This window comes from Sphaerothrix gracilis Ecp01, assembly GCF_030405905.1.
Lineage (GTDB): Bacteria > Cyanobacteriota > Cyanobacteriia > Phormidesmidales > Phormidesmidaceae > Sphaerothrix > Sphaerothrix gracilis.
Window position 1 is genome coordinate 171663 of the sequence record NZ_JASATW010000012.1, and the last position, 23658, is coordinate 195320.

A 23658-nucleotide genomic window follows, 5' to 3' on the forward strand; every position below is an offset into this window, starting at 1 on the left:
AGATTCTATGCAGGCATGGGCAGTTCCCTATTATCTCTGGTGGCCGCACTGGCTCACTGGCAGCAGAGGGCTTTTGTAGCCAAACTATCGCACTCGACGACGATTCAAGCCAGCTTTCTGCAATCGCTTCTACAAGTACAGCAGGAAACTGAGCTAGGGCAGGCGCTCAACCTGTCTAAGGTGACGACGGTTGAGCAGTTCCGCCAACAGGTACCCGTTTGGCCCTACAGCGCCTATCACCCTTATTTTGAGCGGGCTGCTGCAGGGGGGCTAAACGTAGTCGCCCCTGATCCGCTCATCCACATCAACTTGAGCAGCGGCTCGACAGGTAGCCAGAAGCTAGTCCCGGTTACCCAGCGATCGCAGCGCAAGCGAGCCTATGCGAATCAGGTGGCAATGGGGTTCGGGTTTAGTCAGGCGCGGCGTCAGGGACTGGCTCAGGGAAAAATGCTCCTAACCCATTCGGCTCAGCCTTTAGGGCAGACTCAGGCAGGGATTCCCTACGGCCACGTCAGCAGCAATCAGCTCCGTTCTACCCCAGCTTGGCTCTATCGCCAGCTTTTTGCGCAACCGCCTGCAGCTCTGCAGATTAGCGATACCTTGGCCCGTAACTATGTTTGTTTGCTCTTTGGCCTCAGCGATCCTGACCTAGCCGTTTTGGGGGCAACCTTTCCGCTGGTGGCGCTGCAGCTTTGTACCTATTTAGAAACCTATGGCGAATCGCTAATTGAAGATATTGCTAGCGGTGAAATTGCCCACTGGATCAAGCTAGAGCCAGAATTGCGATCGCGCCTATCGCAACAGTTCAGGCCCAACCGCGATCGCGCCCAGCAGCTAGCTCGGTTACTCAAGGCAGAAGGACGGCTGCTGCCCCAGCAGGTTTGGCCCCATCTGGCCTTTATGGTGACGGCTCGCGGTGGCCCCTCTAGCTTCTACTTTGAGCGCTTTGACGAATACTTTGGCAATTTGCCTATCTTTGGCGGCACCTTTGCCGCTTCGGAAGCCGTCTTTGGCTCGCACTGGAATTTCAATACGGACGGGACAATCTTAGCGATCGCCAGCAATTTTTTCGAGTTTGTGCCACCGGATCAGTGGGATATCCCTCAGCCTCGAACCTTGCTGCCCCACGAAGTCCAGCCCGGTGAGTTTTACCGCGTTTTGGTGACCAACTATTCGGGCTTTTGCCGCTACGACATTGGCGACGTGGTGGAGGTGACAGATATGTGGGCCGGGGTGCCGCTGATTGCCTTTCGCTATCGTCAGGGAGGAACGCTGTCGGCTATTTCTGAGAAGACGACAGAATACCATGCCGTACAGGTGATGACCGAGCTGAAAAAGAGCTATGCCCTGGCGGTGGAAGACTTCTGCATCACCCTGTCGGATAACCTGATCGATCCCTACTATGTCTTGAACCTAGAGCTGTCAGACTCAGCCCCACCCAATCTCAGCGCTGTCCTGGCTGAATTCGATCGCCAGATGCAGGCAGCGAACACGTCCTACGCCCTCAAGCGCCAAAAAAGCGACATCTTGCCGCCTCGCTTAAATCTGCTTGAACTAGGAAGCTTTGCGGCCCTGCGACAGCAACGGCTGCAGCCGGGAACACCCGATACGGCCCAGGTGAAGCTGCCGCACATTAGCAGCGATCGCGCTCTGCTAGCTGACGTCAAAATTCAGCAGCAGGTCAGCCTGACCCAGTGATTTTCTCTACGGCTGCGGTTGAAAATCCCCAGTTATCCTGGTCTCAGCGGACGAACTGACGAATTTTTTGATCGTAGATTTCATCTGCAATCTCAGCCACATTATTGTGCATAGCGTCTGGTACTAGCCAAAGCTGTTTGGGTTCTACAGCAGCTTGGTAAAGGCTTTGGCTCATCTCTGGGGGAACGCTATCGTCCGCTAGGCCGTGGATAAAGAAAACGGGCATCTGCAAATTCGCCACTTTCTTCGCAGAATCAAAGCGCTCGTGCAGGAGAAGATCGACCGGAAACAGTTTGGCATAGAGCGTGCGCTGGGCCATATCCGGGACGGAAGTGAATGAGCTTTGGACAATGAGTCCTGCCGCCTCTGGCTTTCTAGTCGCTAGCTCAATGGCGATCGCGCCGCCCAAAGAATGACCAAACAGATAAATCTGCTGCGGGGGGACCTGCTGGGTTTGGGTCACGTATTGCCAAGCCGTTTCCGCATCTTCGTAGAGCCGTGCCTCGCTGGGGAATGGTCCCTGGCTGAGGCCGTAGCCGCGATAGTCGAACAAAAAGACCGAAAAGCCTAGGCGCTGAAACCGATAGGCAAGGCCCAAGTTCGCGCTGACATTTTCGCCGTTGCCGTGCAGGTAAATTAGCGTTCCGAGCCGGGTAGGGGCCTGAGTCGGAATCCACCAGCCATGGATTTGTTCGCCGTTACCGCTGGCAGCAGGTAGCCAAACTTCCTCAAATTCGAGGTTGAGCCGTTCGGGGGTGGTGGTCAGCTCTCGCACCGGGAAAAATACGTAACGCGACTGCCGCCACCACAGGAGGGTAGCCGCTAGCCCATAGGCGATCGCGCTAACGCCCAGTCCTACTAGCAGAGGTCGCCAATTTATGATCACTTTGGCAAATCAGTAAAAACCTTAAACAAAGGGAGCCTACTCCCGCTTAGAGGAGCGATCAGACTATCAGCTTTAGCTCACCCCAAGTCCGTTATACTGCCGGATACTGAGAAATGGCTAGGTAGGCATGTCAGCTAGAACTTTAGCCAGCTTGACCGTGGGTGAGCTAACTGTCTAGCTTGGGGTGCTTTTTGTGCCACTCAGTAGACTGCTCATAGGCATAAGCAACTTCAAACAGCAGATCTTCTCTCAGCACATTGCTGATGAGCTGCAGACCGATGGGTAAGCCCTGCTCGTCAAAGCCACAGGGTAAGCTCATGCCGGGCAGCCCAGCTAGATTCACCGGGATAGTCATCAGGTCGGAGAGGTACATGCTGAGCGGATCGTCAGTTTTTTCGCCAGCTTTGAAAGCGGTAGTAGGAGATGTCGGACAAACTAAAACGTCTACCTGGGCAAAGGCTTTTTCAAAGTCCTGCTTGATTAGGGTTCTCACCTTCTGAGCTTTGAGGTAGTAGGCGTCGTAATAGCCTGCCGAGAGAGCATAGGTGCCAATCATGATTCGGCGCTTCACCTCGCTGCCAAAGCCCTCGGCCCGGGTTTTGGTATACATCGACATCAGGTTAGTGTCATCTGAGCGCAGGCCGTACTTAACGCCGTCATAGCGGGCCAGATTGGAAGACGCTTCAGACGGGGCGATGATGTAGTAGGTGGGTAGGCCGTAGCGAAACTGGGGGCAAGAGATGACCTGAATTTCAGCCCCAAGTTCCTGTAGCTGCTCGATCGCCTTTTTAACGGCGGTCTCTACAACCGGGTCTAGGCCACTGCCAAAGGTTTCTTTGATGACCCCGATACGGCGACGGCTGCGACGATTGAGCGTGGGCTTGAGCGCTTTGACGTAGTTGGGAATCTCTACTTTGAGGCTGGTAGAGTCTTTGGCATCGTATCCGGCGATCGCCTGCAGCAGAATGGCTGAATCCTCGACGGTGCGACCGAAAGGGCCGATTTGATCTAGGGAAGAAGCATAGGCGACTAGGCCATAGCGCGAGACGAGGCCATAGGTAGGCTTGAGGCCGACAACGCCGCAGAAAGAAGCGGGCTGACGGATTGATCCGCCCGTATCGGAGCCGAGAGCGACTACACACTGCTCTGCGGCTACCGCTGCCGCCGACCCCCCAGAGGAGCCACCCGGTACCCGCGCCAAGTCCCAAGGATTGGCGGTGAGCTGATAGGCAGAATTCTCGGTTGAGCTGCCCATAGCAAACTCGTCAAGGTTGGTTTTACCTAGACAAATGGCACCGGCTTCGGCCAGCCGCTGCGTTACCGTAGACTCATAGGGGGGGACAAAATTCTCCAGAATTTTAGAACCACAGGTAGTAGGGATTCCCTGGGTGCAGAGATTATCTTTAAGACCAATAGGAATGCCTGCCAGCGGGCTGAGCGTTTCGCCTGCAGCAATTTTGGCGTCAACCTGCTGAGCCTGCGCCAATGCCTTATCCGCTGTCACTGACAAAAAGCTGTGCAGCCTAGGCTCTAGCACCTGCAGCCGCTCCAGGTAAGACTGGGTAATTTCTACAGCAGAGCGCTCTTTACTCGTGAGCTGTTGATGCAACTCGCGGATAGATGACATGCAATCTCCTTTAGACTTAGCAGGCATTTAATCTCAAGCTATCAGTATAGGATTCCTGGGAAGGAAATGGCAGGCCGATACGGCCTCGATGCAGTTTCCTAGAGCAAATAGCTGGATATTGAGACTCAAAGGCGCGGCTCAAATTTGGATCGTTACTTGAATTGGGCCGTTAATAGATTCATAATTCGTATCCATCTAAACATCGCAGTGCGATTATTAGGGATTAGGGTAGAGTCAAATTTAAGTTTTATTACTGTTCCCTGTGTGTATGAGGTTGTAGTATGCGGGCCGTTTGGTTATCTATTGCCTTAATTGCCAATACCGTAGCGCTGACCTTGGGCCTGATTACGCTGCGGTCATCTAAAGCATTAGCGCCCAATGAGCTATCGTCCCATCCGTTTTTAGAGCGTATTCAACAGGCCGATTCGCTAGAGCAGCTCTATCAGATGCGCGATCGCCTAAATGTAGAGCTAGCTGCTTTGCCCAAGCTGCAGCGCTCCCCCGAAACAGGGGCCATGTCTCCCTATGTGGCGATCGCTCAGCTTACCCAGCGAGTCTCACGGCGCATTCACTTAGAAGAAGATGCCGAAGCTGCCTACCGGCGGGCAATTGAGCTGGCAAAACAGGCCATCCAAACGCGGCAGGCTGGAGCGGACACTAGACAGGCACTACAGCAGGAAGAGTTTCTTTGGCAGGCGGCGATCGCCCGGCTTAAGAGCATCCCGGCTGACTCAACCCTGTCTGAGCAGGCAACAGCTAAGGCGGAGGAATATGAGGAAATTGTGCAGTATGTGTCAGCCAAGCTTGACCAGGCTGAGTCTGGATTTTTAAAGGATATTGCTGAGGCCACCGGGCGGCCTCAGGCGCTTCGTATCACCCTCTGTCACGTTGCAGGAGAGTGCCGTGACTATCAGGGGGACTTGCCCCCGGCCAGTCCGGCCAGCTTAATCAAGCTGCCCATTGCGATCGCGCTGATGGACAAAGTGACCCAAGAAAATATTGATCTGAGCACCACGATTTACATTGACCCAGGCAACTTCACCGAAAATGCTGACGGAGCCAAGATCTTTGTCGATCGGGAATATCCGCTGCGGGAAGTGATGGCCCGCATGATCAAGGAAAGCAACAACATCGCCACCAATCAGCTAATTGACTACATCGGGCGGGACAACATTAATCAAACTTTCCGCCAGCGGGGATATGAAACCACCTTTGTAGACTACAAGCTGGTTGGCGACTCTACTTACCCAGCCAACGCTGGCTCGACTCCCAATCGCATGACCTCCAACGAGCTGACAGATATGATGCGCAAAATCTATCTATTTCAGCATCCTGGGGATGAGGAGATTTTAGACGCGCTGGTGGGTCAGTATGACTGGGAGTTTGGCTATACGGCCATCAATCAACTTAACAGCAAGCGAGTCCACTGGATCGGGGAAAAGCTAGGGCAAAACTCTAAGGTCATTGGCACAGTCGTAGCCTTTAAAGTTGACGATCAGCGCTATGTGATGACCGTCACGATCGATCACAGTGCGCACCAACAGGCGCTACGAGATACGATTAAAGCGACTATTCAGCATATTCTGCAGAACGGACATTTAGTCCCCACCGGACGGGAGCTAAACAGTTAGGTAGTACAAGCATATTTCCAACAGGCTGTAGATATTCTGCGCCCGACGTATTTTGAATTACATCTAAAACTCCATCTCAAGATTTATATCCAATACCCCTTGCAAACTGGCGCTCCCAGCTTCACACTTAAGATGAACGGGTCGGGATAGTGACGGCAGTTTGAGAGGTTTTTTGTGAAACGAGTATTATCAATCATTCTGGGTGGAGGTGCTGGCACCCGCCTTTATCCGCTGACAAAATATCGGGCTAAGCCTGCAGTTTCTCTAGCCGGGAAGTATCGCCTGATTGACATTCCGGTCAGCAACTGCATCAACTCAGAAATTCTTAAAATTTATGTTTTAACTCAGTTCAATTCAGCCTCGCTGAATCGACATATTTCCAGAGCTTATAATTTCTCTCAGTTTAGTGACGGATTTGTAGAGGTTCTTGCTGCTCAACAAACGCCAGAAAATCCAGGCTGGTTCCAGGGAACGGCAGACGCGGTGCGTAAATATCTGTGGATGTTCGAGGCCTGGGACGTAGACGAGTACCTCATCCTCTCCGGCGATCACCTCTACCGCATGGACTATCGCCTCTTCATCGAGCGTCACCGCAGCACCAATGCCGACATCACGCTTTCGGTTGTTCCTATTGGCGAAAAGCTGGCCTCTAGCTTTGGTCTGATGAAAATCGACTCCACCGGGCGAGTCGTTGACTTTTCTGAAAAGCCCAAGGGAGATGACCTGAGAAAAATGCAGGTCGATACTTCAACGCTGGGGCTAACCCCTGAGCAGGCGCAAGAGAAGCCCTACATCGCTTCTATGGGCATCTATGTGTTCAAAAAGCAGGTACTGGTTGATTTGCTAAAGCGGTCGATGGAGCAGACTGACTTTGGCAAAGAAATTATTCCAAGCTCGGCTAAAGACTATAACGTTCAGGCTTATCTGTTTGACGGCTATTGGGAAGATATCGGTACGATTGAAGCCTTTTATGAATCCAATCTGGCCCTGACGCACCAGCCCCAACCCGCCTTTAGTTTCTATCACGAAGACGCGCCTATCTATACGCGATCGCGCTATCTTCCCCCTAGCAAGCTGTTAGATTGCCAGGTGACCGAATCAATTATCGGCGAAGGCTGCATTCTCAAGAACTGCCGCGTCGAGCATTCCGTAATTGGTCTACGGCAGCGGATTAGCTCTGACTGCGTGGTTGAAAATTCACTGCTGATGGGGGCTGACTATTACGAACCGATGTCAGAGAGCAGTCAGCACCTGACGCGGGGCAAGATTCCGATGGGCATTGGCGAAGGCACGGTTTTACGCCGCGCCATTGTGGATAAAAACGCCCGCATTGGCCGCAACGTGCAGATTGTCAACAAGGAAAATGTGGAAGAGGCGGAACGAGAAGATCTGGGCTTCTACATCCGCAGCGGCATCGTGGTGGTGCTGAAAAACGCGGTGATTCCCGACGGCATGATTATTTAGAACGGCGGTTCCGTAGGGACACGGTATGCCGCGTCCCTGCGGAGTCATGACAGAAAAAAACTACCAGGGTCGCCAGTCCTCCCAGTCTTCGTTGAAGATTGAGGTGTTGGGAAAGGCGGTGGGGTTGCCGTTTTGGTTGAGCCGTCGCTGTAGCTGCTCTAGCTGTGGCTCCTCGCTGGGCAGGTTGTCTACCAGCTCGTAGGGTAAAATCCCTTCATCGAGCACAAAATCAATCGTCGTACCGGCAGCCGCGCCTACTGACCATTCAAAAGAATGTACTCGGTAAGCAGCGGCAGCAATGGTGCTAGTGGCGATACTTTTACCCGCGACCAGCAAATTATCGATATTTTGCGGAATCAGCGATCGCAGCGGGATTTGGGCCGGGTATGCCTGCCCGTGAGCCTGTCGGACACCCGCTCGCTCCGTATTGCCAGGGGCTTCTGGCGGAGAAGCGGTCATGCAGGGGTGAAAGTCGATAGCGTATTGGGCAATGCCGACGGAGTCTGGATAAATGTGCGATCGCGATCGCCGCTCAATCTCCTCTGGCGCAAGCTTCTGTTCAATAGCAGCAATAGCCTCTAAACCCGCTAGCGCCTGCCACAAATCCTGATAAAGATCCGGCGGTAAGTTCTGGTAATATTCAGCCCGGAAGTCAGCCCAGGAAAAATCGATTTCGTTAATGGCAAATCCGTCTTCGTAGCCGTAAGCGGGACGACCGATGATGCGTCTCGCCTCGCGGATGTAGGGATATTTAGACAATCCGTGCGCTGTCCCCATCGGCATGTCAAAACCGGACAGAAAACGGTGGTTGGGGTGGGGCTGCTTGACCCCTTCCCCTAGCTGAGAATCTGTTGTCCCCTCCACCAGCCAGTAGTAGTAGCTGTAGGCATTTTCCTCACCCCGCCGCAGCGTTTCAGTTCGCAGTCCCCCTAGCCAGCCCCCCGGCTCCAACTGCCCCAGTTCCCGCAGTTGGGCTTCAGTGTAGATTAAGTTATCTTCAGCGGTACCCGGTCGGTAGTCATTGCCCCATGTCCAGTTCTGCATGGAGATGTCGTCTGGCTCTGGCACGGCGACGCCAAAGATTTGCGCCTCCGGTCGCGGCTTAGGACTCCAGATACGGCGGTAGGTAAAGACAAAGTCAAAGTAGTTGAAATCCTCGCCGCGATCGCGCTCATAGCTAAAGTACGGCTCGTACTGCGGGTAGTAGGGCGGCATGGTCTGAGGCTGGGGTTCCTCAGTTTGCTCCATAGCAAAGGTGTAGGTGAAGCCCTGAGTGCAGTAGGGGTCTTGGCTCGTTACCGGCGAGGAGGGATTGAGGTAAGAGCGCGGATCAAGACCCACCCGCCAAGGCACATCGGCCAAAGCAATTACTTCACCCGTTTCGGTGGCTTCTACCACGTACCAATCAGCAGGCCCCTGATTTTCCGACTTTTGGGGCACAAACTGCAGAATCTTTTTGCTCAGAACGGCTGAATCTTCGTAGCTGTAGGCATCTTCTAAGACGTAGGACAGCGGGTTGATATTGAGCTGCACCGTTTCGGAGGCAGGGCTGTGCTGAATAGCGATCGCGCTATCGATAAATCGCCCGTCAGCGCTGAGATCTAACTCCTTCACCACCGTTGCCGGAAACCACTTTAGCGTGCCCTTGCCTCGGCGAGCGGCATCTGCGAGCTGCCGCGACAAGATCGTATTGGCGTCTTCAGGAATAAAACAGGAAACGCTAACCCAGCAGCTTCCTGGATTCAAGATGTCATAAAAGCGCTCAATGCGATCGCGCAGCTCTTTGTAGCCCTGCGAATAAAACAAGAGCTGCCGCTGCCGCCTGGCTTCATCTAGAGCAGAGGTTCCCTGGGAGGTGAGCTGCCCGCCTACCCAGTCGGTGATTTCGGTGAGACAAACGGTGCGGCCTGCTAGCAAACTCTCATAGGCCGTAGCGGTTCCTGCCAGACCACCGCCTACAATTAAAATTTCGCACTCGACGGTTTCGTCCGGCAGACGGGGCAGGGTATCTAAAATTGGGTTGGTTGATTGAGCGGCAGCAGGTAGGGTCGGGGCGAACGCTGTAGCGAAGGCGATCGCCAACACACCTGTCAGCTTCTCTTTGAAAGAATACTGAGTCATGTAGCTCTCATAAATACTCTGTGACTAGCTTACGCTATGGAAACCGAGTTGCTGCCAAAATATCCCTAGCGGCTTGTGCGGCAATTAGGGTGCCGAAGCTATGGATTTACGGTAACGGTGAGCTGAAAATGTATCTGTTTGAGTCGAAGCAGCACAGGGAGTCGTCGCGCCACTCCTAATCTTCTTCAAAAATGCTGCTGAAAAACTCGATAGTGTCTTTCAGAGCGGCAATAAACACGTCAATTTCAGCGCGGGTGTTGTAAAAGTAGAGGCTAGCCCGCGCCGTAGAGGTGATGCCTAGAAGGCGGTGCAGCGGCTGGGTACAGTGGTGTCCAGAGCGAATAGCAATACCCGACTGATCCAGCAGCGTCGCTAAATCCTGGGCGTGAACGCCTTCGACCGTAAATGCCGCCAGTGAAGCCCGGCCGCTGCCATCGGCTTGGGGCTGAGGGCCATAGACTTTCACCTGGGACAGCTTGTCTAGCTCTTGGAAGAGATAAGCCGTCAGTTCATGCTCATAGTCGGCAATTTTATCCAGGCCAATTTGAGTTAGATAGTCAACCGCCGCGCCTAAAGCAATCACTTCTGCGATCGCTGGCGTGCCCGCCTCAAACTTGTGGGGCAGTTCGGCGTAGGTCGAGTGATCCAGGAATACGTCGGCAATCATCTCACCCCCACCCAAAAAAGGCGGCATGGCGTTGAGAATATCCAGCTTGCCGTAGAGGAACCCTGCTCCCGTCGGCCCACACATTTTATGGCCGGAAGCCACTAGCCAGTCGCAGTCCATCGCCTGCACGTTAATCGGCATGTGGGGAACGCTCTGGCAGGCGTCGACTAAAACCTTGGCCCCGACCTGATGGGCCGTAGCGATAATTTCCTCAACCGGATTGATGCAGCCCAGCGTATTAGAGACGTGCACCACTGCCACCAGCTTGGTTTTCTCAGTCACTAGCTGCTTGAACTGCTCTAGATTCAATTCCTGAGACTCTGTCAGCTCCACATACTTCAGCACCGCCCCTGTCCGCTGGGCCACAAGCTGCCAGGGCACCAGGTTGCTGTGGTGCTCCATCACCGACAGTACGATTTCATCTCCCGGCTGCAAATTGCTCAAGCCCCAGGCATAGGCCACCAGGTTGATTGCTTCGCTGGCATTGCGGGTAAAGACAATCTCATCCCGCGTCGCTGCCTGAATCAGGGCAGCTACCTTATCCCGCACCGCTTCGTAAGCATCGGTGGCCCGGACGCTGAGGGCGTGGATACCTCGATGCACGTTGGCGTTGTCCTGCTGGTAGTAGCGAGCGATCGCCTCTAAAACCGCCTGCGGCTTTTGGGAAGTGGCCGCGTTGTCGAAATACACCAAGGGCTGGTCGTTGACTTTCTGATGCAGGATGGGAAAGTCAGCGCGAACTTTAGCAGCCAGTGTTTTTTCTTGAGCGACGGTCATGGTAAGGGAGATGGGGTTGTGGGTAACGGGGTGTGGGGCAAGAGAAGCTACATCCAGGCGGTAATGCGCTCGGTCAAGGACTCACGCAGGGAAGTAACGGCAATTTTTTCGATAATTTCCATGGCAAAACCGTAAATTAAGAGACGCTGGGCTTGAGCAGCACTGATACCCCGGCTCTGCAAATAGAAAATTTCGTCCGGTTCTAGCTGGCTGACGGTAGCCCCGTGAGCGCACTTGACGTTATCAGCAATGATTTCAAGCTGGGGCTTAGTGTCTACGCGGCTTTTGTCAGACAGCAGCAGGTTGCGGTTGAGCTGGGCGGCGCTGGTTTGCTGCGCTTCGCGGGGAACGTAGACTTTACCACTGAAAACGGCGTGGGCGCGATCGCTGATGATGCACTTATGGAGCTGATCGGCGGTGCCGTGGGGCTGGCTGAGGGAAATCAGGCTGTGGGTATCGGCGAGTTGGTCATGGGCGATCGCGCTGAGGCCATACAGCCGGGTATCGGTCTGCTCGCCGGTCTGGTAGCTTTCTAGGTTGTGGCGTGACAGTTTGGCCCCCAAATCCACGGTAACGCAGCTATAACGGCTATCCCTGGCCTGAGTGATCGCTGTCTTGGCAATGTGAAAAGTGGATTGGGACTCATCCTGCAGGCGGACATGGTTTACCTGGGCGTTGGCCTCTAGCCAAATTTCCGTCACCGGGTTGGTAAAGGCAGGAGCTTGACCCAGGCTGTAATATTCTTCTACCAGGGTCAAGGCGCTGTTAGCTTCAGCCATGACTAAACAGCGGGGCTGGCTGACAACGGGCGTTTGCGCTGAATAGGAATAGTGAACAACTTGAATAGGCGTAGACAGCTCTAGCTGACGGGGTAGCCAAATGACGGCAGCATCTTGAAAACCCGTAGTATTGAGCGCGGTAAAAACTTCATTGTGACCGCTGGCCTGACCTAGCCGTTGCTCAATTTTCGCTTTAAGCTGAGGCTGGGCATACAGCTCGGCCAGATTTCCCACTACGACTTCATCGGGCAGGGCCGAACGTGCAGATAGGGACTCGACATACAACCCGTTGACAAATACCAAGCGGCTGTCTTGAGTTTCGGCCAGTGGGGGGGCGATCGCGGCTAGCTCTTTGTCAGACGGCAGCTTAGCCCTCTGAAAGTCCAAAGTGAGCATTTCAGACAGGTCGCTAAAGCGCCATTCTTCGTCCCGCGTTGACGGGAAGGTTTGTTCCTGAACCAATGCTCTGGCCGTCTGGCGTAGCTGAGGCAGCGGCAGCTTAGCCGCAGTTTCAGCCGTCACTGCGTCTATCAGCTTGTTTAAGTAAGTCTCTCGCTTAGTTACTTGGGTCATGCTGCTGTCTGAAACCTGTAGCCCCATTACGCTGACACCTCGGTTGCTTCTGCCATCAGCCACTCATAGCCTTTCTCTTCTAGAGCCTGAGCCAGTTCTTTACCGCCGGTGCGAATGATGCGGCCATCGGCCATCACGTGCACATAGTCCGGCACGATGTAGTTCAGCAGGCGCTGGTAGTGAGTAATCAGCACCACGGCGTTTTCAGGGGTCGCTAGCTGATTGACGCCGCCCGCTACCGTTTTTAGAGCGTCAATATCTAAGCCAGAATCGGTTTCATCCAGGATTGATAGCTTAGGTTCTAGCAGCGCCATCTGCAAAATCTCATTGCGCTTTTTCTCACCGCCAGAAAAGCCTTCATTGACGCTGCGATCGAGAAAGCTAGCGTCCATTTTGACCACCTCTAGCTTTTCTTCAATCAGGTCGTCAAAGTCAAAGACGTCAATTTCTGCTTGACCTTGAGCCTTCAGGTGGGAGTTATAAGCCACCCGCAAAAAGTCGCGGTTACTAACCCCTGGAATTTCCAGAGGATACTGAAACGCCAGAAAGATACCGCTGGTAGCGCGCTCGTGCGGTTCTAAAGCCAGCAAATCTTGGCCCTTGAAGCTAATTTCGCCGTTGGTGACTTCATAGTCAGGGTGTCCGGCTAGCACTTTGGAAAAAGTGCTTTTGCCAGAACCATTAAGGCCCATGATGGCGTGAATTTCTCCGGTTTTGACCTCAAAGTTGAGTCCCTTGAGAATTTCGTTGCCATCTACGGTGGCCCGTAAATTTTTAACTGAAAGAATAACTTCGCTGTTTTCCTGAATCACCACTCTAAATCTCCGTAGGGTAGGGGCTACCTACTCATGTCAAGAATGCAAGCAGGTGGGCACTGCCCACCCGGTTGTTAGCCCACCGTATTTTCTAGCTTCAGGCTCATGAGCTTATCGGCTTCAGCCGCAAACTCCATCGGCAGCTTATTAAACACATCCCGGCAGAAACCGCTGATAATCATGGAAACCGCGTCTTCGGGAGAGATGCCGCGCTGGGCAAAGTAAAAGAGCTGATCTTCCCCAATCTTGGAGGTAGAGGCTTCGTGCTCTACCCGGGCCGACTGGTTTTGTACCTGAATATAGGGGAAGGTATTGGCGTTAGAGCGATCGCCCAGCAGCATGGAATCGCACTGGGAATAATTGCGGGCATTTGCCGCCTTCGGCCCCATCTTCACCAAGCCCCGGTAGCTGTTCTTAGAGCGACCCGCCGAAATTCCCTTAGAGATAATCGTGCTGCGGGTGTTTTTGCCAATGTGCACCATCTTGGTACCCGTATCGGCCTGCTGCCTGTTGTTGGTCAGCGCCACCGAATAGAATTCGCCCACAGAATTATCGCCCGCCAGCACGCAGCTGGGATACTTCCAGGTAATCGCCGAGCCGGTTTCGACCTGGGTCCAGGAAATTTTGGAGTTCTTGCCTTTACATAGGCCGCGCTTGGTGACGAAGTTATAGATGCCGCCTTTGCCGTTTTCGTCTCCGGCAAACCAGTTTTGCACCGTCGAGTATTTGATTTCAGCGTTGTCCAGCGCCACCAGTTCAACCACCGCCGCGTGGAGCTGATTGCTGTCATACATAGGGGCGGTGCAGCCTTCCAAATACGTCACCGAGCTGCCTTCTTCAGCCACAATCAGCGTCCGCTCAAACTGGCCCGACTCACCGTTGTTAATCCGGAAGTAGGTAGACAAGTCCATCGGACACTGGGTGTTCTTGGGAATGTAGACGAAGGAGCCATCGCTGAACACCGCTGAGTTGAGCGCCGCGAAGTAGTTGTCTCCCGTCGGCACAACGCTGCCCAGGTACTTTTGCACCAGTTCGGGATGATTGTGCACTGCTTCTGAAATAGAGCAGAAAATCACGCCCTCTTCAGCCAGCTTTTCTTTAAACGTGGTGGCTACCGAGACACTATCAAAAATGGCGTCTACGGCTACGTTAGCAAGGCGTTTCTGCTCAGACAGGGGAATGCCCAGCTTCTCGAACGTGTCCAGCAGGGTCGGATCAACCTCATCTAAGCTATCCAGCTTTTGCTTTTGCTGCTTGGGAGCTGAATAGTAGATGATGTCCTGATAGTTGATCGGCGGATACTTGACGTTAGGCCAGGTGGGTTCCGCCATTGTCAGCCAGCGGCGGTAAGCCTTGAGCCGAAACTCCAGCATGAACTCCGGCTCATTTTTCTTAGCAGAAATGGCACGAATCACATCTTCACTGAGTCCGCGTCCTAAAGACTCAGACTCGATATCGGTGATGAAACCGTATTTGTAAGGCTGGCTAACGAAGGACTGAACGGTGGAAGAGGTCATGTGGGCGGCTCTTGAGCGTAAGGTCAACTGAGAAAGGATTAATACTTGCTGGTTTCGGAGCGGATCTGGTCAAAGGTGATTTCTTGGCTCTCACCGGCAAAAGCATTGTCCGGCGTCAGAAACAACATGCAGTGGCACTCTTTGCGCTCCTGCATGGGCACGCAGGGACAGTTCCAGTAGGTAGCTTTGACTTCTGCTTCTTTGTCTTCGTAGTGACGGCAGGGACAGAGAGGCGCACCCAAATCATCTTTATGCTTGGCTAAACCCTCAATTACAACTGCTGTCACTCCGGGGTCAGCACAAAAATAAGTCCCCGTCCGCTTGGCATAGCTCTGGGAAAAGTTGCGCATCAGCTCCAGGTTTTTCTCGGAAGCTTGAGTCGTTTTCTGTGAGGCCATTAGTCTATATACAGTGGCGAGACAACCAGATAATTCTATAATTAAAACAACATAGAAGTTGCCTAATTTCATCTTAGACTACTTTAGCAACACAGGCGTTGTCAAAGTCTAGATTCCTTCTAAAGACGTATTGCCAGCGTTGAATTTCTAAAAATGACTTTGGTACATCCCCCTTCCACTAAGGAAGATATTCTCCAGTACCTCATGAAGCATGGAGAAGCGACGGCTCAAACTCTGGCCGAAAGGTTAAGCGTGAGTCCACAAGCAATTCGTCGTCACCTCAAAGATCTAGAGGCAGACGAACTGATTGAGCATCAGGCGGTACAGGCCGGGATGGGGCGACCGAATTATTTTTACTGCCTCAGCAGCAAGGGGCGCGATCGCTTTCCGACCCAGTACGATACGTTTGCCCTCTCTTTATTAGATACGCTGGCAGAAACCGTCGGCCAAGAAGAAGTCAAAGTCCTGTTGCGCAAGCAGTGGGAACGCAAGGCGCTGGCCTACCGGCAAAAAGTGGGGACGGGCAGCCTGCAGGAGCGGGTGAATAACCTCGTGAAGCTGCGGCAGGCCGAGGGTTACATGGCGGAATGGCACGAAGTCGATCCTACTAGAGACGAGCATCCGGCTCCGGGCTATGTGATTACGGAGTATAACTGCGCTATTTCTCATATTGCCGAATCCTATCCCAGCGTCTGCGGTCACGAGCTGGAGATGTTTCAGGTGGCCCTGCCGGACTGCGCCGTCAGCCGTACCCACTGGATTGTAGACGGAGAGCACCGGTGCGGCTATTTGGTACAGGAAAAGCAGTAAGGCAATTCGCCAACCGCCCTTACGTCAATACCGGACGCTCTCCCATCTGCACCCGCCACAGTCCGGCATAGATCCCGTTACGCTCTAGCAGTTCTTCGTGGGTCCCCCATTCCACCAGTTGCCCGTACTCCATTACATAGATGCGATCGGCATTGCGAATTGTGGAGAGACGGTGGGCGATCGCAATGGTGGTGCGATTTTGGGTAATTTTTTCTAGCGATCGCTGAATCGCGGCTTCCGTTTCGTTATCAACTGCTGAAGTGGCTTCATCCAGCACCAGAATGGGCGGATTTTTTAGCACTGCTCTGGCGATAGCGATCCGCTGTCGCTGGCCGCCGGAAAGCTTCTGGCCCCGCTCCCCAACAATGGTGTCATAGCCAGAAATCAGATTCTCGATAAAATCGTGGGCTTCGGCAATTTTGGCGGCTTCGGCAATTTCTGCCCGGCTGGCATTGAAGCTGCCATAGGCAATATTTTCGGCCACCGTACCGTGAAATAAGAAGATGTCCTGACTAACCAAACCAATGGCCTGCCGTAAGTCCTGCGGCTGCAGCTCGTGCAGACTATGGCCGTCTAGTAAAATCTGTCCTGCCTGCACTTCGTAAAATCGCAGCAGCAGCTTTACGAGAGTACTTTTGCCAGAGCCAGTAGAGCCAACAATGGCAATCGTCTTACCCGCCGGCACTTTCAGCGTCAGGTGCTCGATGACGGGCTGGCCGTCATCGTAGGCAAAGGTGACATCTTCAAAGCGAATGTCTCCCTGCACCTGACTCACGGGCAGTGGACGGCGGCCAGGATGCAGGGTGATCGGCGTATCTAGCAGGTTCATCACCCGGTTGGTGGAGGCCATTGCCCGCTGGTACTGATCCAGGGTTTCCCCTAAACGCGTCAGGGGCCACAGCAGGCGCTGGGTGAGAAAGACCAAAACGCTGTAGGTACCGACGGCCAGCTGACCTTCCACCGTGATTAGACCGCCATAGAGCAGCGTGGCGGTGAATCCCACTAAAATTAGAATCCGAATTAGGGGAATGAAGGCGGCACTGAGGGCAATCGCCCGCTGGTTGCTCTGGCTGTAGTTGAGACTTTCTTGGCGAATGCGATCGCTTTCGTAGGCTTCAGCGGTGAAGCTCTTGATGGTGGTGATGCCAGAGAGGTTATTGGAAAGGCGGCTGTTGAGCAGGCTAACCCGCTCTCGGACTTCGGCATAGCGGGGAGCCAGCAGCTTTTGAAAGGCGATCGCCCCCCAAACTACAAACGGCATCGGCAGCATAGCCATCCAAGCGACGCTGGGAGCCAGGATAAAAAAGGTGCTGCCAATGATGATCACGGTGGTAATCACCTGCAGGACTTCATTGGCACCGCGATCGAGAAAGCGCTCTAGCTGATTAATGTCATCGTTTAGCACTGACATCAGGCTGCCCGTGCTGCGATTTTCAAAAAAAGCTAAGTCGAGATCTTGCAGATGGTCGTAGGCGTTGAGCCGCAGCTGGTGCTGGATGTTTTGCGCTAGGTTGCGCCAGAGGCGATCGTAGGCATATTCAAAGACGGACTCAAAGGCCCAAACAATGAACGTCAGCACCGAGATTAAAATAAACTGGCTGCGAATGCCCGTAACGCCGAACTGGGCAATTAGGGAATCCTGCTGCTTGACGACCACGTCAACTGCTAGACCAATCAGGGCGGGCGGCGCTAGGTCAAATAGCTTATTTAGAACTGAGCAAATGCTGGCCTGCCAGATTTGAGCGCGGTACTCGTGGCTATAGGCGAGAAGACGCTGAAGCGGATGGACAGTCGAGGCAGACATAAGACTCCCTAGATAGGCATGGTTTTTAGTCTAACGGGGGGGTGAGAAGATCAGGTAACACCTCGAAAGAAGGCCAATCGTTGAAAACTGGCGATCGCTAGCTAAGTTCCTCACGGCTGTCGCAGATCAGGCAGGCGTGAGTCTCGTCGGCTTTCAAGGTAGGATGTCTAATGGCGCTAGCAGTAGAGGTACAAAAATATGGTTGAGCGACCCATCAAAAAATCAGAACGCGCCAATCGTAGCAGTGAAGAGACTGAGCAGCCCCAGCGCGATCGCAGCGAGAACCGCCGCGACCGGGGCGATCGGCGCAAGAAAGGGCGGGGCAAAGGCAGAGGCGATCGCGAAGAGAAAAAGCCTGCAGTTCCCCCTGCTCTCATGCGCGGGCCAAGGCCCAAACCGAAAGCACCTGAGCCAGAAGTCGTAGAAGAACCTGTAGCTGAAGCGGAAACAGGGACGGCTGAAGCGGCTGAGGCATCCCCTACGGACGAAACTCCTGCTGTAGAAGCGCCTGCCGAGGAAAGCTAGGGCTAGCTTAGAGCGGGCGATCGCGATTGCTGATGACAGCTTTGATGCAGCAGAATCTGCTTGAAGAGCGGAAAGGGGATGCGATCGCATCCCCTCTTTTTTGCCCTCAAGCCAGCCGACAGAGCCGGGGGAGAATCACCAATAGAGCAGTGATAAGAGCGGCGAAACTTGTTGAACTAATGTTGAACCTAATAACGCTCGCAAACCTTGCGGCTAAGCGAGTGATTTCACCATAAACACGCTGTTAGGGTCGTCAATGTAGTCAGCAAAAGGGCCTCGGTACTCAAACCCATAGCGGGCGTATAGAGCTTGGGCCGGAGCAAATGCGGCCATAGCCCCCGTTTCCAGGTAGAGGCACTTGTAAGCCCGCTGTTGAGCTACTGCGATGATGTGTTCCAGAATCTTCGAGGCAACTCCCTGACGACGGTGAGCCTTGGCAGTCCGCATAGACTTGACTTCGCCACTGCTAACATCCAGCTTTTTCAGAGCGCCGCAGCCTAAAAGCTCATCTTTTTCCCAGGCTGTCCAGAAACTGATGTCAGGCGATCGCAGCGCTTCTAAATCAAGCGCATGGACGCTTTCAGGTGGGGTAATCTGATACATGTTTTCCAAATGTTCCTGCAGCAAATCGGCAATTTCTGGGCCAGTGAGGTCATCTGCACGAATTTTCACTTGGTTAGTTCCCCCATTAAGATTGGCGGTAACAGTCAAGGTCACTACCGGCTTAATTTACAGTATCTCTTTGCTGCTATCTGCAAATGTTGAGCATTTCTTGGGTTCACTGGCTGGTTGTTTTGAGCGCCTTTATCAGTATTGCTGGGGCTTCTGCCTACATTCGCGATACGCTGCTGGGCAAAACCAAGCCCAATCGGGTTTCGTGGTCGCTATGGGCGATCGCGCCCCTGATAGGAACGGCAGCGGCTGTGACCGCCGGAGCTGACCTGTGGGCAATTGTGCGGGTCTTTTTAGCGGGTTTAATCCCGCTGCTGATACTTCTAGCGTCGTTTGTCAATGCTCGCAGCTATTGGCGACTCAACCCGTTTGACCTATCGTGTGGAGCTTTGTCGCTGGCGGCTCTGATGGTGTGGGGACTGGCCGATTCGCCCCGACTGGCTATTCTACTAGCAGCCACTGGCGATGGCTTTGCCGCCCTGCCAACTTTGCATAAAGCCTGGAAATTTCCCGAAACGGAATCAGCTTCAGTCTATATCGCCAGCTTTGTCAGCTCTCTGCTGGTGATGCCTTCAATTCCGGTCTGGAATATTGAAAATGCTGCTTTCCCCGTCTATTTACTCGCCATTAGCGCCCTCATGCTAACCGCCCTTTACCATCGCCGCCTAGGCTGGCAGAGCCGATGATCACTCTAGATGCGCTCGATGCGCTCGATTACCTAATGAAATGACACCGCTAAAATTGGCGCTTTTGTAGGTTGGTGTTGAACAGAGCAAAACCCAACAGCTGATTGAGCGCCAACGGCGCAGCCTGATGGCGGCTCTAGCGGGTGGCGTGCCAGCCGTAAAGCTAAGCCAGGTATACCCCTCGCTATAAACCCAACCTGCTAGGAAGCATTGGGATTTTGAGGATTGGCCTCAGTAGGGTCAGGCGCGTTGGCCGAAGGCAGATCAGTGGCCTTGGGACTATCACTGCCAAATACATGTTCCTCAGCCTCGCTGGGAACAGTCGCGCCGCCAGCCGCATTGGGGCTTTCTCCGGCAGCGGCGTTGCGAGCTTCTTCTTTCAGGATTTCTGGATTAGAGTGGGTCGCGGCGGTTCTAGCGCCGGTGTTTTGGGCTACTTCCTCAGGTAGATTGGTGTCTTGACGGGTCTGATTGTCTGCCATGAGTCGAATTTTTTGTCTACCTTGATTAAGATAAAAGGCTGCAAAACTCACTACCGTCGCCCGTAGGGAAGAGAATGCGCTAACAAATCGACTCCCTTTAGAAAGAAATCAGCGGCGTAACCCATAGTTCTCATCTAGTTCCCATCAGCAATCAGGCAGGACTTTCTTATGTGGCAGCATGGCGCGATCGCAACCAACGGCATTCAGCTACACTTTGTCACTCAAGGAGAAGGACCATTAATGCTGATGCTGCATGGGTTTCCAGAGTTTTGGTACTCCTGGCGGCACCAAATTCCGGCATTCGCGGCGGCCTACAAGGTAGTGGCGCTGGATCTTCGGGGCTATAACAAAAGCGATAAACCAACAGGAATTGAAGCGTATGCGATGAGTCAGCTCATAGCAGACGTGCAAGGAGCGATCGCGGCGTTGGGTTACGAGGACTGCGTGCTGGTGGGGCATGACTGGGGCGGAGCGATCGCTTGGTCGTTTGCCGAGGCATATCCGCAACAGGTGGAGCGGCTAATTGTAATGAATTTGCCCCATCCGGCTAAGTTTGCCGAAGCGTTTCAGACTTTCAACTGGCAGCAGATGAGCCGGAGCTGGTATGTTTTGGCTTTTCAGGTACCGTGGCTGCCGGAGCTAATTTTGCAGCAGAATGACTGTCAGCTCATTGCAGAGATGCTGCGGGGGACAGCAGCGCAGCAGGAAGCGTTTACGTCAGAGGATCTAGAGGCATATCGGCGGGCAGCAGCCCAGCCAGGGGCGCTGACGGCAATGGTGAACTATTACCGCAGTGCGTTTTTTGCCCTGACAGAGGAAAAGTCTTATGGGGTGTTGCCGGTGCCAACGTTGCTAATTTGGGGAGAGCAGGATCCGGCATTAGGAAAGGAACTAACCTATGGCACGGAGCAGTACGTGCAAGATTTGCAGATTCGCTATGTGCCAGATGCCGGACATTGGGTGCAGCAGGAAAGGCCGGATTTGGTAAACGGCTATATGCGGCAGTTTTTAGAGGTTGAAATTTAGTTCTGAAGTTTGAGTTAGAGGATCAAGAACAGCCAGTCATTTACCCTAAGAGAACGCCTGTGCCGAAAAAAAGTATTAAGCTCCTTTGCCTAACATTGCAGGCACATCAATTTCTTTGATGCAGGTGGCTCGCGATAGAGACAGAATGCAGTCGATTATTTTCATCAGATCTGTCAAAGGAATTGCTTCACCGCCCGTTAGATTATCTGCGGCCAGATCAGCTAGAACTTCGGGAGTACCGACGTTACCAGGATTAATGACCGTTACCCCAATTTGCTGCGATCGCAATTCTTCGCGCAGAGAATGTACTACTCCCCGCAGGCCAAACTTAGAAGCACTGTTGGCAACTTCCCTTCCTGAAAAATTATCTCGGCCTGAGAGCGCTCCCATAAAAATAATTTTTGGATTAGCCGCTCTTCGTAGGGCAGGCAATAGCGCTTTCACCAACCGAATCGGAGCTACCAAATTAACTGCAATCACTCGGGCAATATCCTCATCAGAACACGCTTCAAAGTGATACTGCGGAGTAAAGGCATGGGTTTCCCAGGTTCCACCCATGTACAGCAGCGCATCTAAAGGCTCACTGCCAACCGCGATCGCAACCGTTTCTATCCCTGCCAAATCAGATAAATCTGCCTGCACCCACTCACCCACCGGGGCGGCTGTACGAGACACCACTAATAAGCGATCGCATTGGTCTACAAAATGCTCTGCAACGGCAAGCCCAATGCCGCGGCTTGCCCCTGCGACTAGAATTGTCTTGCAAGCCATTACTGTTCTTCCGTTTCATTGAGACGAAGACCGAATTTAGTCACTCCGGGAAACTCAATATTGAATTGCTCCGAAAAGTAATCCGCATGAAAAGTTTGGTAAGGCTTAAACCCGATCGATTTATAGGTGTGATAGGCTGCTTCATTGCCATTGATCACCATAATTCCTGCAAATTCATGCTGCTGCGATCGCCCCTCTGCCAGTAAAGCTTTAAGCAATACTTTGCCAAAGCCTTGCCCCCGCGCTTGCGGTAACACAGCCACATTTTCAATAATCCAGGTTGCTTGAGGGGTAAGAAAAAAAGGACGTAAATCGCCTCCCCAAAGCGCCATATAGCGATCGTGAAAGGCAGTTAAGGTCTCTGTAGACCACTTCAACTCGTAAGCGATCGCCTCTAAATGAGATAGACGCAACGGGCAGTAGTCTTCTGTACCAGGCACATAGCCGGCTGCGGCTGCAATGGGTTCCCCCTGAATCTCTAAAACCAGAAAATCCGCTACGTTGCCCCAATTAGAAGCATCTGTCCGCAGTTCTACCTCAATAAACTGCAAGGCAGTGGTTCCAGTCCCGTCTAGTAAATCTTCCCAAAAGCAGTGATTTAACGGCGGCAACGAAGCTTCATACTCGATCCTAGCCAAAAATGGAATATCTTCTGGCGTGGCTTTGCGGGTACTCAGTGCAGCGGACATTAGAACCCCTTTGAGGAAAAACCCCATAAAAGATACAATCTGTATGTATCTCAAAAATATGAGGATTTTCATTCCTTGTCAAGATACATACCGTCTGAATGTTTGAATTGAGAATTCATAATGCCCGCTAAGTTAACCAAAGCTGAACAAACTCAACGAACTCGTCGAATCATTATTGAGCGAGCACGCCACCTGTTCTCAACCAAAGGGTATGCTGCGACAGGAACCGAGGAAATTATCAGCGAATTAGGGATTACCCGAGGGGCTTTGTATCACCAATTCAAAGATAAGCTAGGAGTCTTTAAGGCTGTTGTTGTTGAAGCCTATAGTGAGATAACAGACCATATTCAAACCAAAATCCAACCGCTTAATAATAACTGGCAGCAGCTAATCGTCGGCTGTCAGGCGTTTCTGGAAGTGGCTCAACAAGAGGAGCTGCGGCGGCTAGTCTTTATTGAGGCTCCAGCCGTTTTAGCCGCAGACGACTTAGTTGAAATCGATCAATACGGTTTTGGGCTGCTGTATGAGTCAATTCAGGTAGCGGTTGATGAGGGTCAGCTAAGCACAATTAATGCAGAGGGTTTTGCCCACTTGGTCAATGGTTCGCTCAACGAGTTAGCCGCTTGGGTTGCCCAGTCTGACGATCCTGAGCGGTTAAAAACAGCACAATGCCTGGTTGAGACACTGCTCACACGGCATCAGAGTTAGCGGTATCTGTCTGGGCGTTGCTGAATCAAAGGATGGCCCTGGTGTTTGCTGGCCGTGAGCGAAACGCTCACACTCCCTCGCCTCTTATCGGGTAGGTTATGCCAAGTTCCGTGAACTAGCGCTACCTATCGGTACCCCACCGCCTGCAGCACCTCCCCTTGGCAAGGGGAGGTTGGGAGGGGTTTGATCGCCTCTTATCAGGTAGGTTATGCCAAGTTCTGTGAACTAGCGCTACCTATCGGTACCCCACCGCCTGCGGCACCTCCCCTTGGCAAGGGGAGGTTGGGAGGGGTCTGATCTGTAGCTGTAAAACCAAGAATCGGTATCAGTGCCAGCATCTTGCTTGCGTTTTAATTCATCAGGACTTACGCATTGACAAAATCGACAAAACTAAGATTCAAGCGGTCCTACCCATCAGAGGTGCTTGAAGTATGAACTGGCGAGCGACGTCCTGATAGAGATGACGTTGGAGCTCATACCAATTGCCTAACTGCTGGTGCCAGACTTGCAACTCCAACTCGACAAAGGCCCG

Annotated in this window: 21 protein-coding genes and 1 pseudogene; 8 read left to right on the top strand and 14 right to left on the bottom strand. The window is 53.0% G+C overall.

All coding sequences use genetic code 11. From position 1 onward, the window contains the following. The first annotated feature begins 15 nt into the window (after window positions 1-15). Window positions 16-1698: a GH3 auxin-responsive promoter family protein gene (locus QJQ48_RS15430; protein WP_346292135.1), complete on the top strand. Its 1683-nt coding sequence runs from the start codon at window positions 16-18 to the stop codon at window positions 1696-1698. Between the two features lie 43 nt (window positions 1699-1741). On the opposite strand, the gene QJQ48_RS15435 is transcribed toward QJQ48_RS15430, so the two are convergent. Both QJQ48_RS15435 and gatA read right to left on the bottom strand, forming a co-directional pair. Continuing rightward, window positions 1742-2584, bottom strand: coding sequence for an alpha/beta hydrolase (locus QJQ48_RS15435; RefSeq protein WP_346292136.1), 843 nt, complete (start codon window positions 2582-2584; stop codon window positions 1742-1744). Between the two features lie 166 nt (window positions 2585-2750). Next, window positions 2751-4211: an Asp-tRNA(Asn)/Glu-tRNA(Gln) amidotransferase subunit GatA gene (gene gatA / locus QJQ48_RS15440; protein WP_346292137.1), complete on the bottom strand. Its 1461-nt coding sequence runs from the start codon at window positions 4209-4211 to the stop codon at window positions 2751-2753. Window positions 4212-4492: 281 nt separating this feature from the next. Here gatA and QJQ48_RS15445 point away from each other — a divergent pair, with 281 nt between their 5' ends. Together QJQ48_RS15445 and QJQ48_RS15450 are read left to right on the top strand one after the other, a co-directional pair. After that, on the top strand, window positions 4493-5842 hold the full coding sequence (locus QJQ48_RS15445) for a serine hydrolase (RefSeq protein ID WP_346292138.1): 1350 nt from the start codon (window positions 4493-4495) through the stop codon (window positions 5840-5842). A gap of 174 nt (window positions 5843-6016) precedes the next feature. Next, window positions 6017-7306 (top strand): glucose-1-phosphate adenylyltransferase, encoded by a 1290-nt coding sequence (locus tag QJQ48_RS15450; protein WP_346292139.1) that lies wholly within the window; start codon window positions 6017-6019, stop codon window positions 7304-7306. 60 nt (window positions 7307-7366) lie between these two features. Here QJQ48_RS15450 and QJQ48_RS15455 read toward each other — a convergent pair whose 3' ends face one another. From QJQ48_RS15455 to QJQ48_RS15480, 6 genes are all read right to left on the bottom strand, one after another. Beyond that, the gene (locus QJQ48_RS15455; RefSeq protein ID WP_346292140.1) at window positions 7367-9427 is read right to left on the bottom strand and encodes an FAD-dependent oxidoreductase; all 2061 of its coding nucleotides are present in this window, start codon (window positions 9425-9427) and stop codon (window positions 7367-7369) included. A 175-nt stretch (window positions 9428-9602) separates the two neighbouring features. Further along, window positions 9603-10871, bottom strand: coding sequence for a SufS family cysteine desulfurase (locus QJQ48_RS15460; protein WP_346292141.1), 1269 nt, complete (start codon window positions 10869-10871; stop codon window positions 9603-9605). Between the two features lie 47 nt (window positions 10872-10918). Continuing rightward, window positions 10919-12250, bottom strand: coding sequence for a Fe-S cluster assembly protein SufD (gene sufD, locus QJQ48_RS15465; RefSeq protein WP_346292142.1), 1332 nt, complete (start codon window positions 12248-12250; stop codon window positions 10919-10921). Further along, window positions 12250-13035 (bottom strand): Fe-S cluster assembly ATPase SufC, encoded by a 786-nt coding sequence (gene sufC, locus QJQ48_RS15470; protein ID WP_346292143.1) that lies wholly within the window; start codon window positions 13033-13035, stop codon window positions 12250-12252. The genes sufD and sufC overlap by 1 nt, the downstream gene beginning before the upstream one ends. A 77-nt stretch (window positions 13036-13112) precedes the next feature. Further along, window positions 13113-14555 carry a Fe-S cluster assembly protein SufB gene (sufB, locus tag QJQ48_RS15475; protein ID WP_346292144.1) on the bottom strand — a complete coding sequence of 481 codons (1443 nt, stop codon included), beginning with the start codon at window positions 14553-14555 and terminating at the stop codon, window positions 13113-13115. 38 nt (window positions 14556-14593) lie between these two features. Further along, complete coding sequence (locus QJQ48_RS15480; protein WP_346292145.1) at window positions 14594-14953, bottom strand: ferredoxin-thioredoxin reductase catalytic domain-containing protein; 360 nt, start codon at window positions 14951-14953, stop codon at window positions 14594-14596. A 153-nt stretch (window positions 14954-15106) separates the two neighbouring features. Between QJQ48_RS15480 and sufR the strand changes: the two genes are divergently transcribed. Then, a complete protein-coding gene (sufR, locus tag QJQ48_RS15485) occupies window positions 15107-15763 on the top strand; it encodes an iron-sulfur cluster biosynthesis transcriptional regulator SufR (protein ID WP_346292146.1) in 657 nt (218 codons plus the stop codon). 19 nt (window positions 15764-15782) lie between these two features. On the opposite strand, the gene QJQ48_RS15490 is transcribed toward sufR, so the two are convergent. Continuing rightward, window positions 15783-17567, bottom strand: coding sequence for an ABC transporter ATP-binding protein (locus tag QJQ48_RS15490; RefSeq protein WP_346292147.1), 1785 nt, complete (start codon window positions 17565-17567; stop codon window positions 15783-15785). Window positions 17568-17765: 198 nt separating this feature from the next. On the opposite strand from QJQ48_RS15490, the gene QJQ48_RS15495 reads away from it, so the two are divergent. Next, complete coding sequence (locus QJQ48_RS15495) at window positions 17766-18092, top strand: hypothetical protein (protein ID WP_346292148.1); 327 nt, start codon at window positions 17766-17768, stop codon at window positions 18090-18092. A gap of 213 nt (window positions 18093-18305) precedes the next feature. On the opposite strand, the gene QJQ48_RS15500 is transcribed toward QJQ48_RS15495, so the two are convergent. Beyond that, a complete protein-coding gene (locus QJQ48_RS15500; protein WP_346292149.1) occupies window positions 18306-18764 on the bottom strand; it encodes a GNAT family N-acetyltransferase in 459 nt (152 codons plus the stop codon). Between the two features lie 86 nt (window positions 18765-18850). On the opposite strand from QJQ48_RS15500, the gene QJQ48_RS15505 reads away from it, so the two are divergent. Continuing rightward, on the top strand, window positions 18851-19450 hold the full coding sequence (locus QJQ48_RS15505) for a hypothetical protein (protein WP_346292150.1): 600 nt from the start codon (window positions 18851-18853) through the stop codon (window positions 19448-19450). A gap of 200 nt (window positions 19451-19650) precedes the next feature. Here QJQ48_RS15505 and QJQ48_RS15510 read toward each other — a convergent pair whose 3' ends face one another. Then, window positions 19651-19932 (bottom strand): hypothetical protein, encoded by a 282-nt coding sequence (locus QJQ48_RS15510; protein ID WP_346292151.1) that lies wholly within the window; start codon window positions 19930-19932, stop codon window positions 19651-19653. A 168-nt stretch (window positions 19933-20100) separates the two neighbouring features. On the opposite strand from QJQ48_RS15510, the gene QJQ48_RS15515 reads away from it, so the two are divergent. Beyond that, a complete protein-coding gene (locus tag QJQ48_RS15515; RefSeq protein ID WP_346292152.1) occupies window positions 20101-20958 on the top strand; it encodes an alpha/beta fold hydrolase in 858 nt (285 codons plus the stop codon). 75 nt (window positions 20959-21033) lie between these two features. On the opposite strand, the gene QJQ48_RS15520 is transcribed toward QJQ48_RS15515, so the two are convergent. Together QJQ48_RS15520 and QJQ48_RS15525 are read right to left on the bottom strand one after the other, a co-directional pair. Then, on the bottom strand, window positions 21034-21729 hold the full coding sequence (locus QJQ48_RS15520) for an SDR family NAD(P)-dependent oxidoreductase (protein ID WP_346292153.1): 696 nt from the start codon (window positions 21727-21729) through the stop codon (window positions 21034-21036). After that, on the bottom strand, window positions 21729-22418 hold the full coding sequence (locus QJQ48_RS15525) for a GNAT family N-acetyltransferase (protein ID WP_346292154.1): 690 nt from the start codon (window positions 22416-22418) through the stop codon (window positions 21729-21731). Before QJQ48_RS15525 ends, QJQ48_RS15520 begins: the two co-directional genes overlap by 1 nt. A 120-nt stretch (window positions 22419-22538) precedes the next feature. Between QJQ48_RS15525 and QJQ48_RS15530 the strand changes: the two genes are divergently transcribed. Continuing rightward, complete coding sequence (locus QJQ48_RS15530; RefSeq protein WP_346292155.1) at window positions 22539-23126, top strand: TetR/AcrR family transcriptional regulator; 588 nt, start codon at window positions 22539-22541, stop codon at window positions 23124-23126. 397 nt (window positions 23127-23523) lie between these two features. Here the strand turns inward: QJQ48_RS15530 and QJQ48_RS15535 are convergent. Then, window positions 23524-23658, bottom strand: a pseudogene (locus QJQ48_RS15535) (IS701 family transposase); the annotation flags it as partial.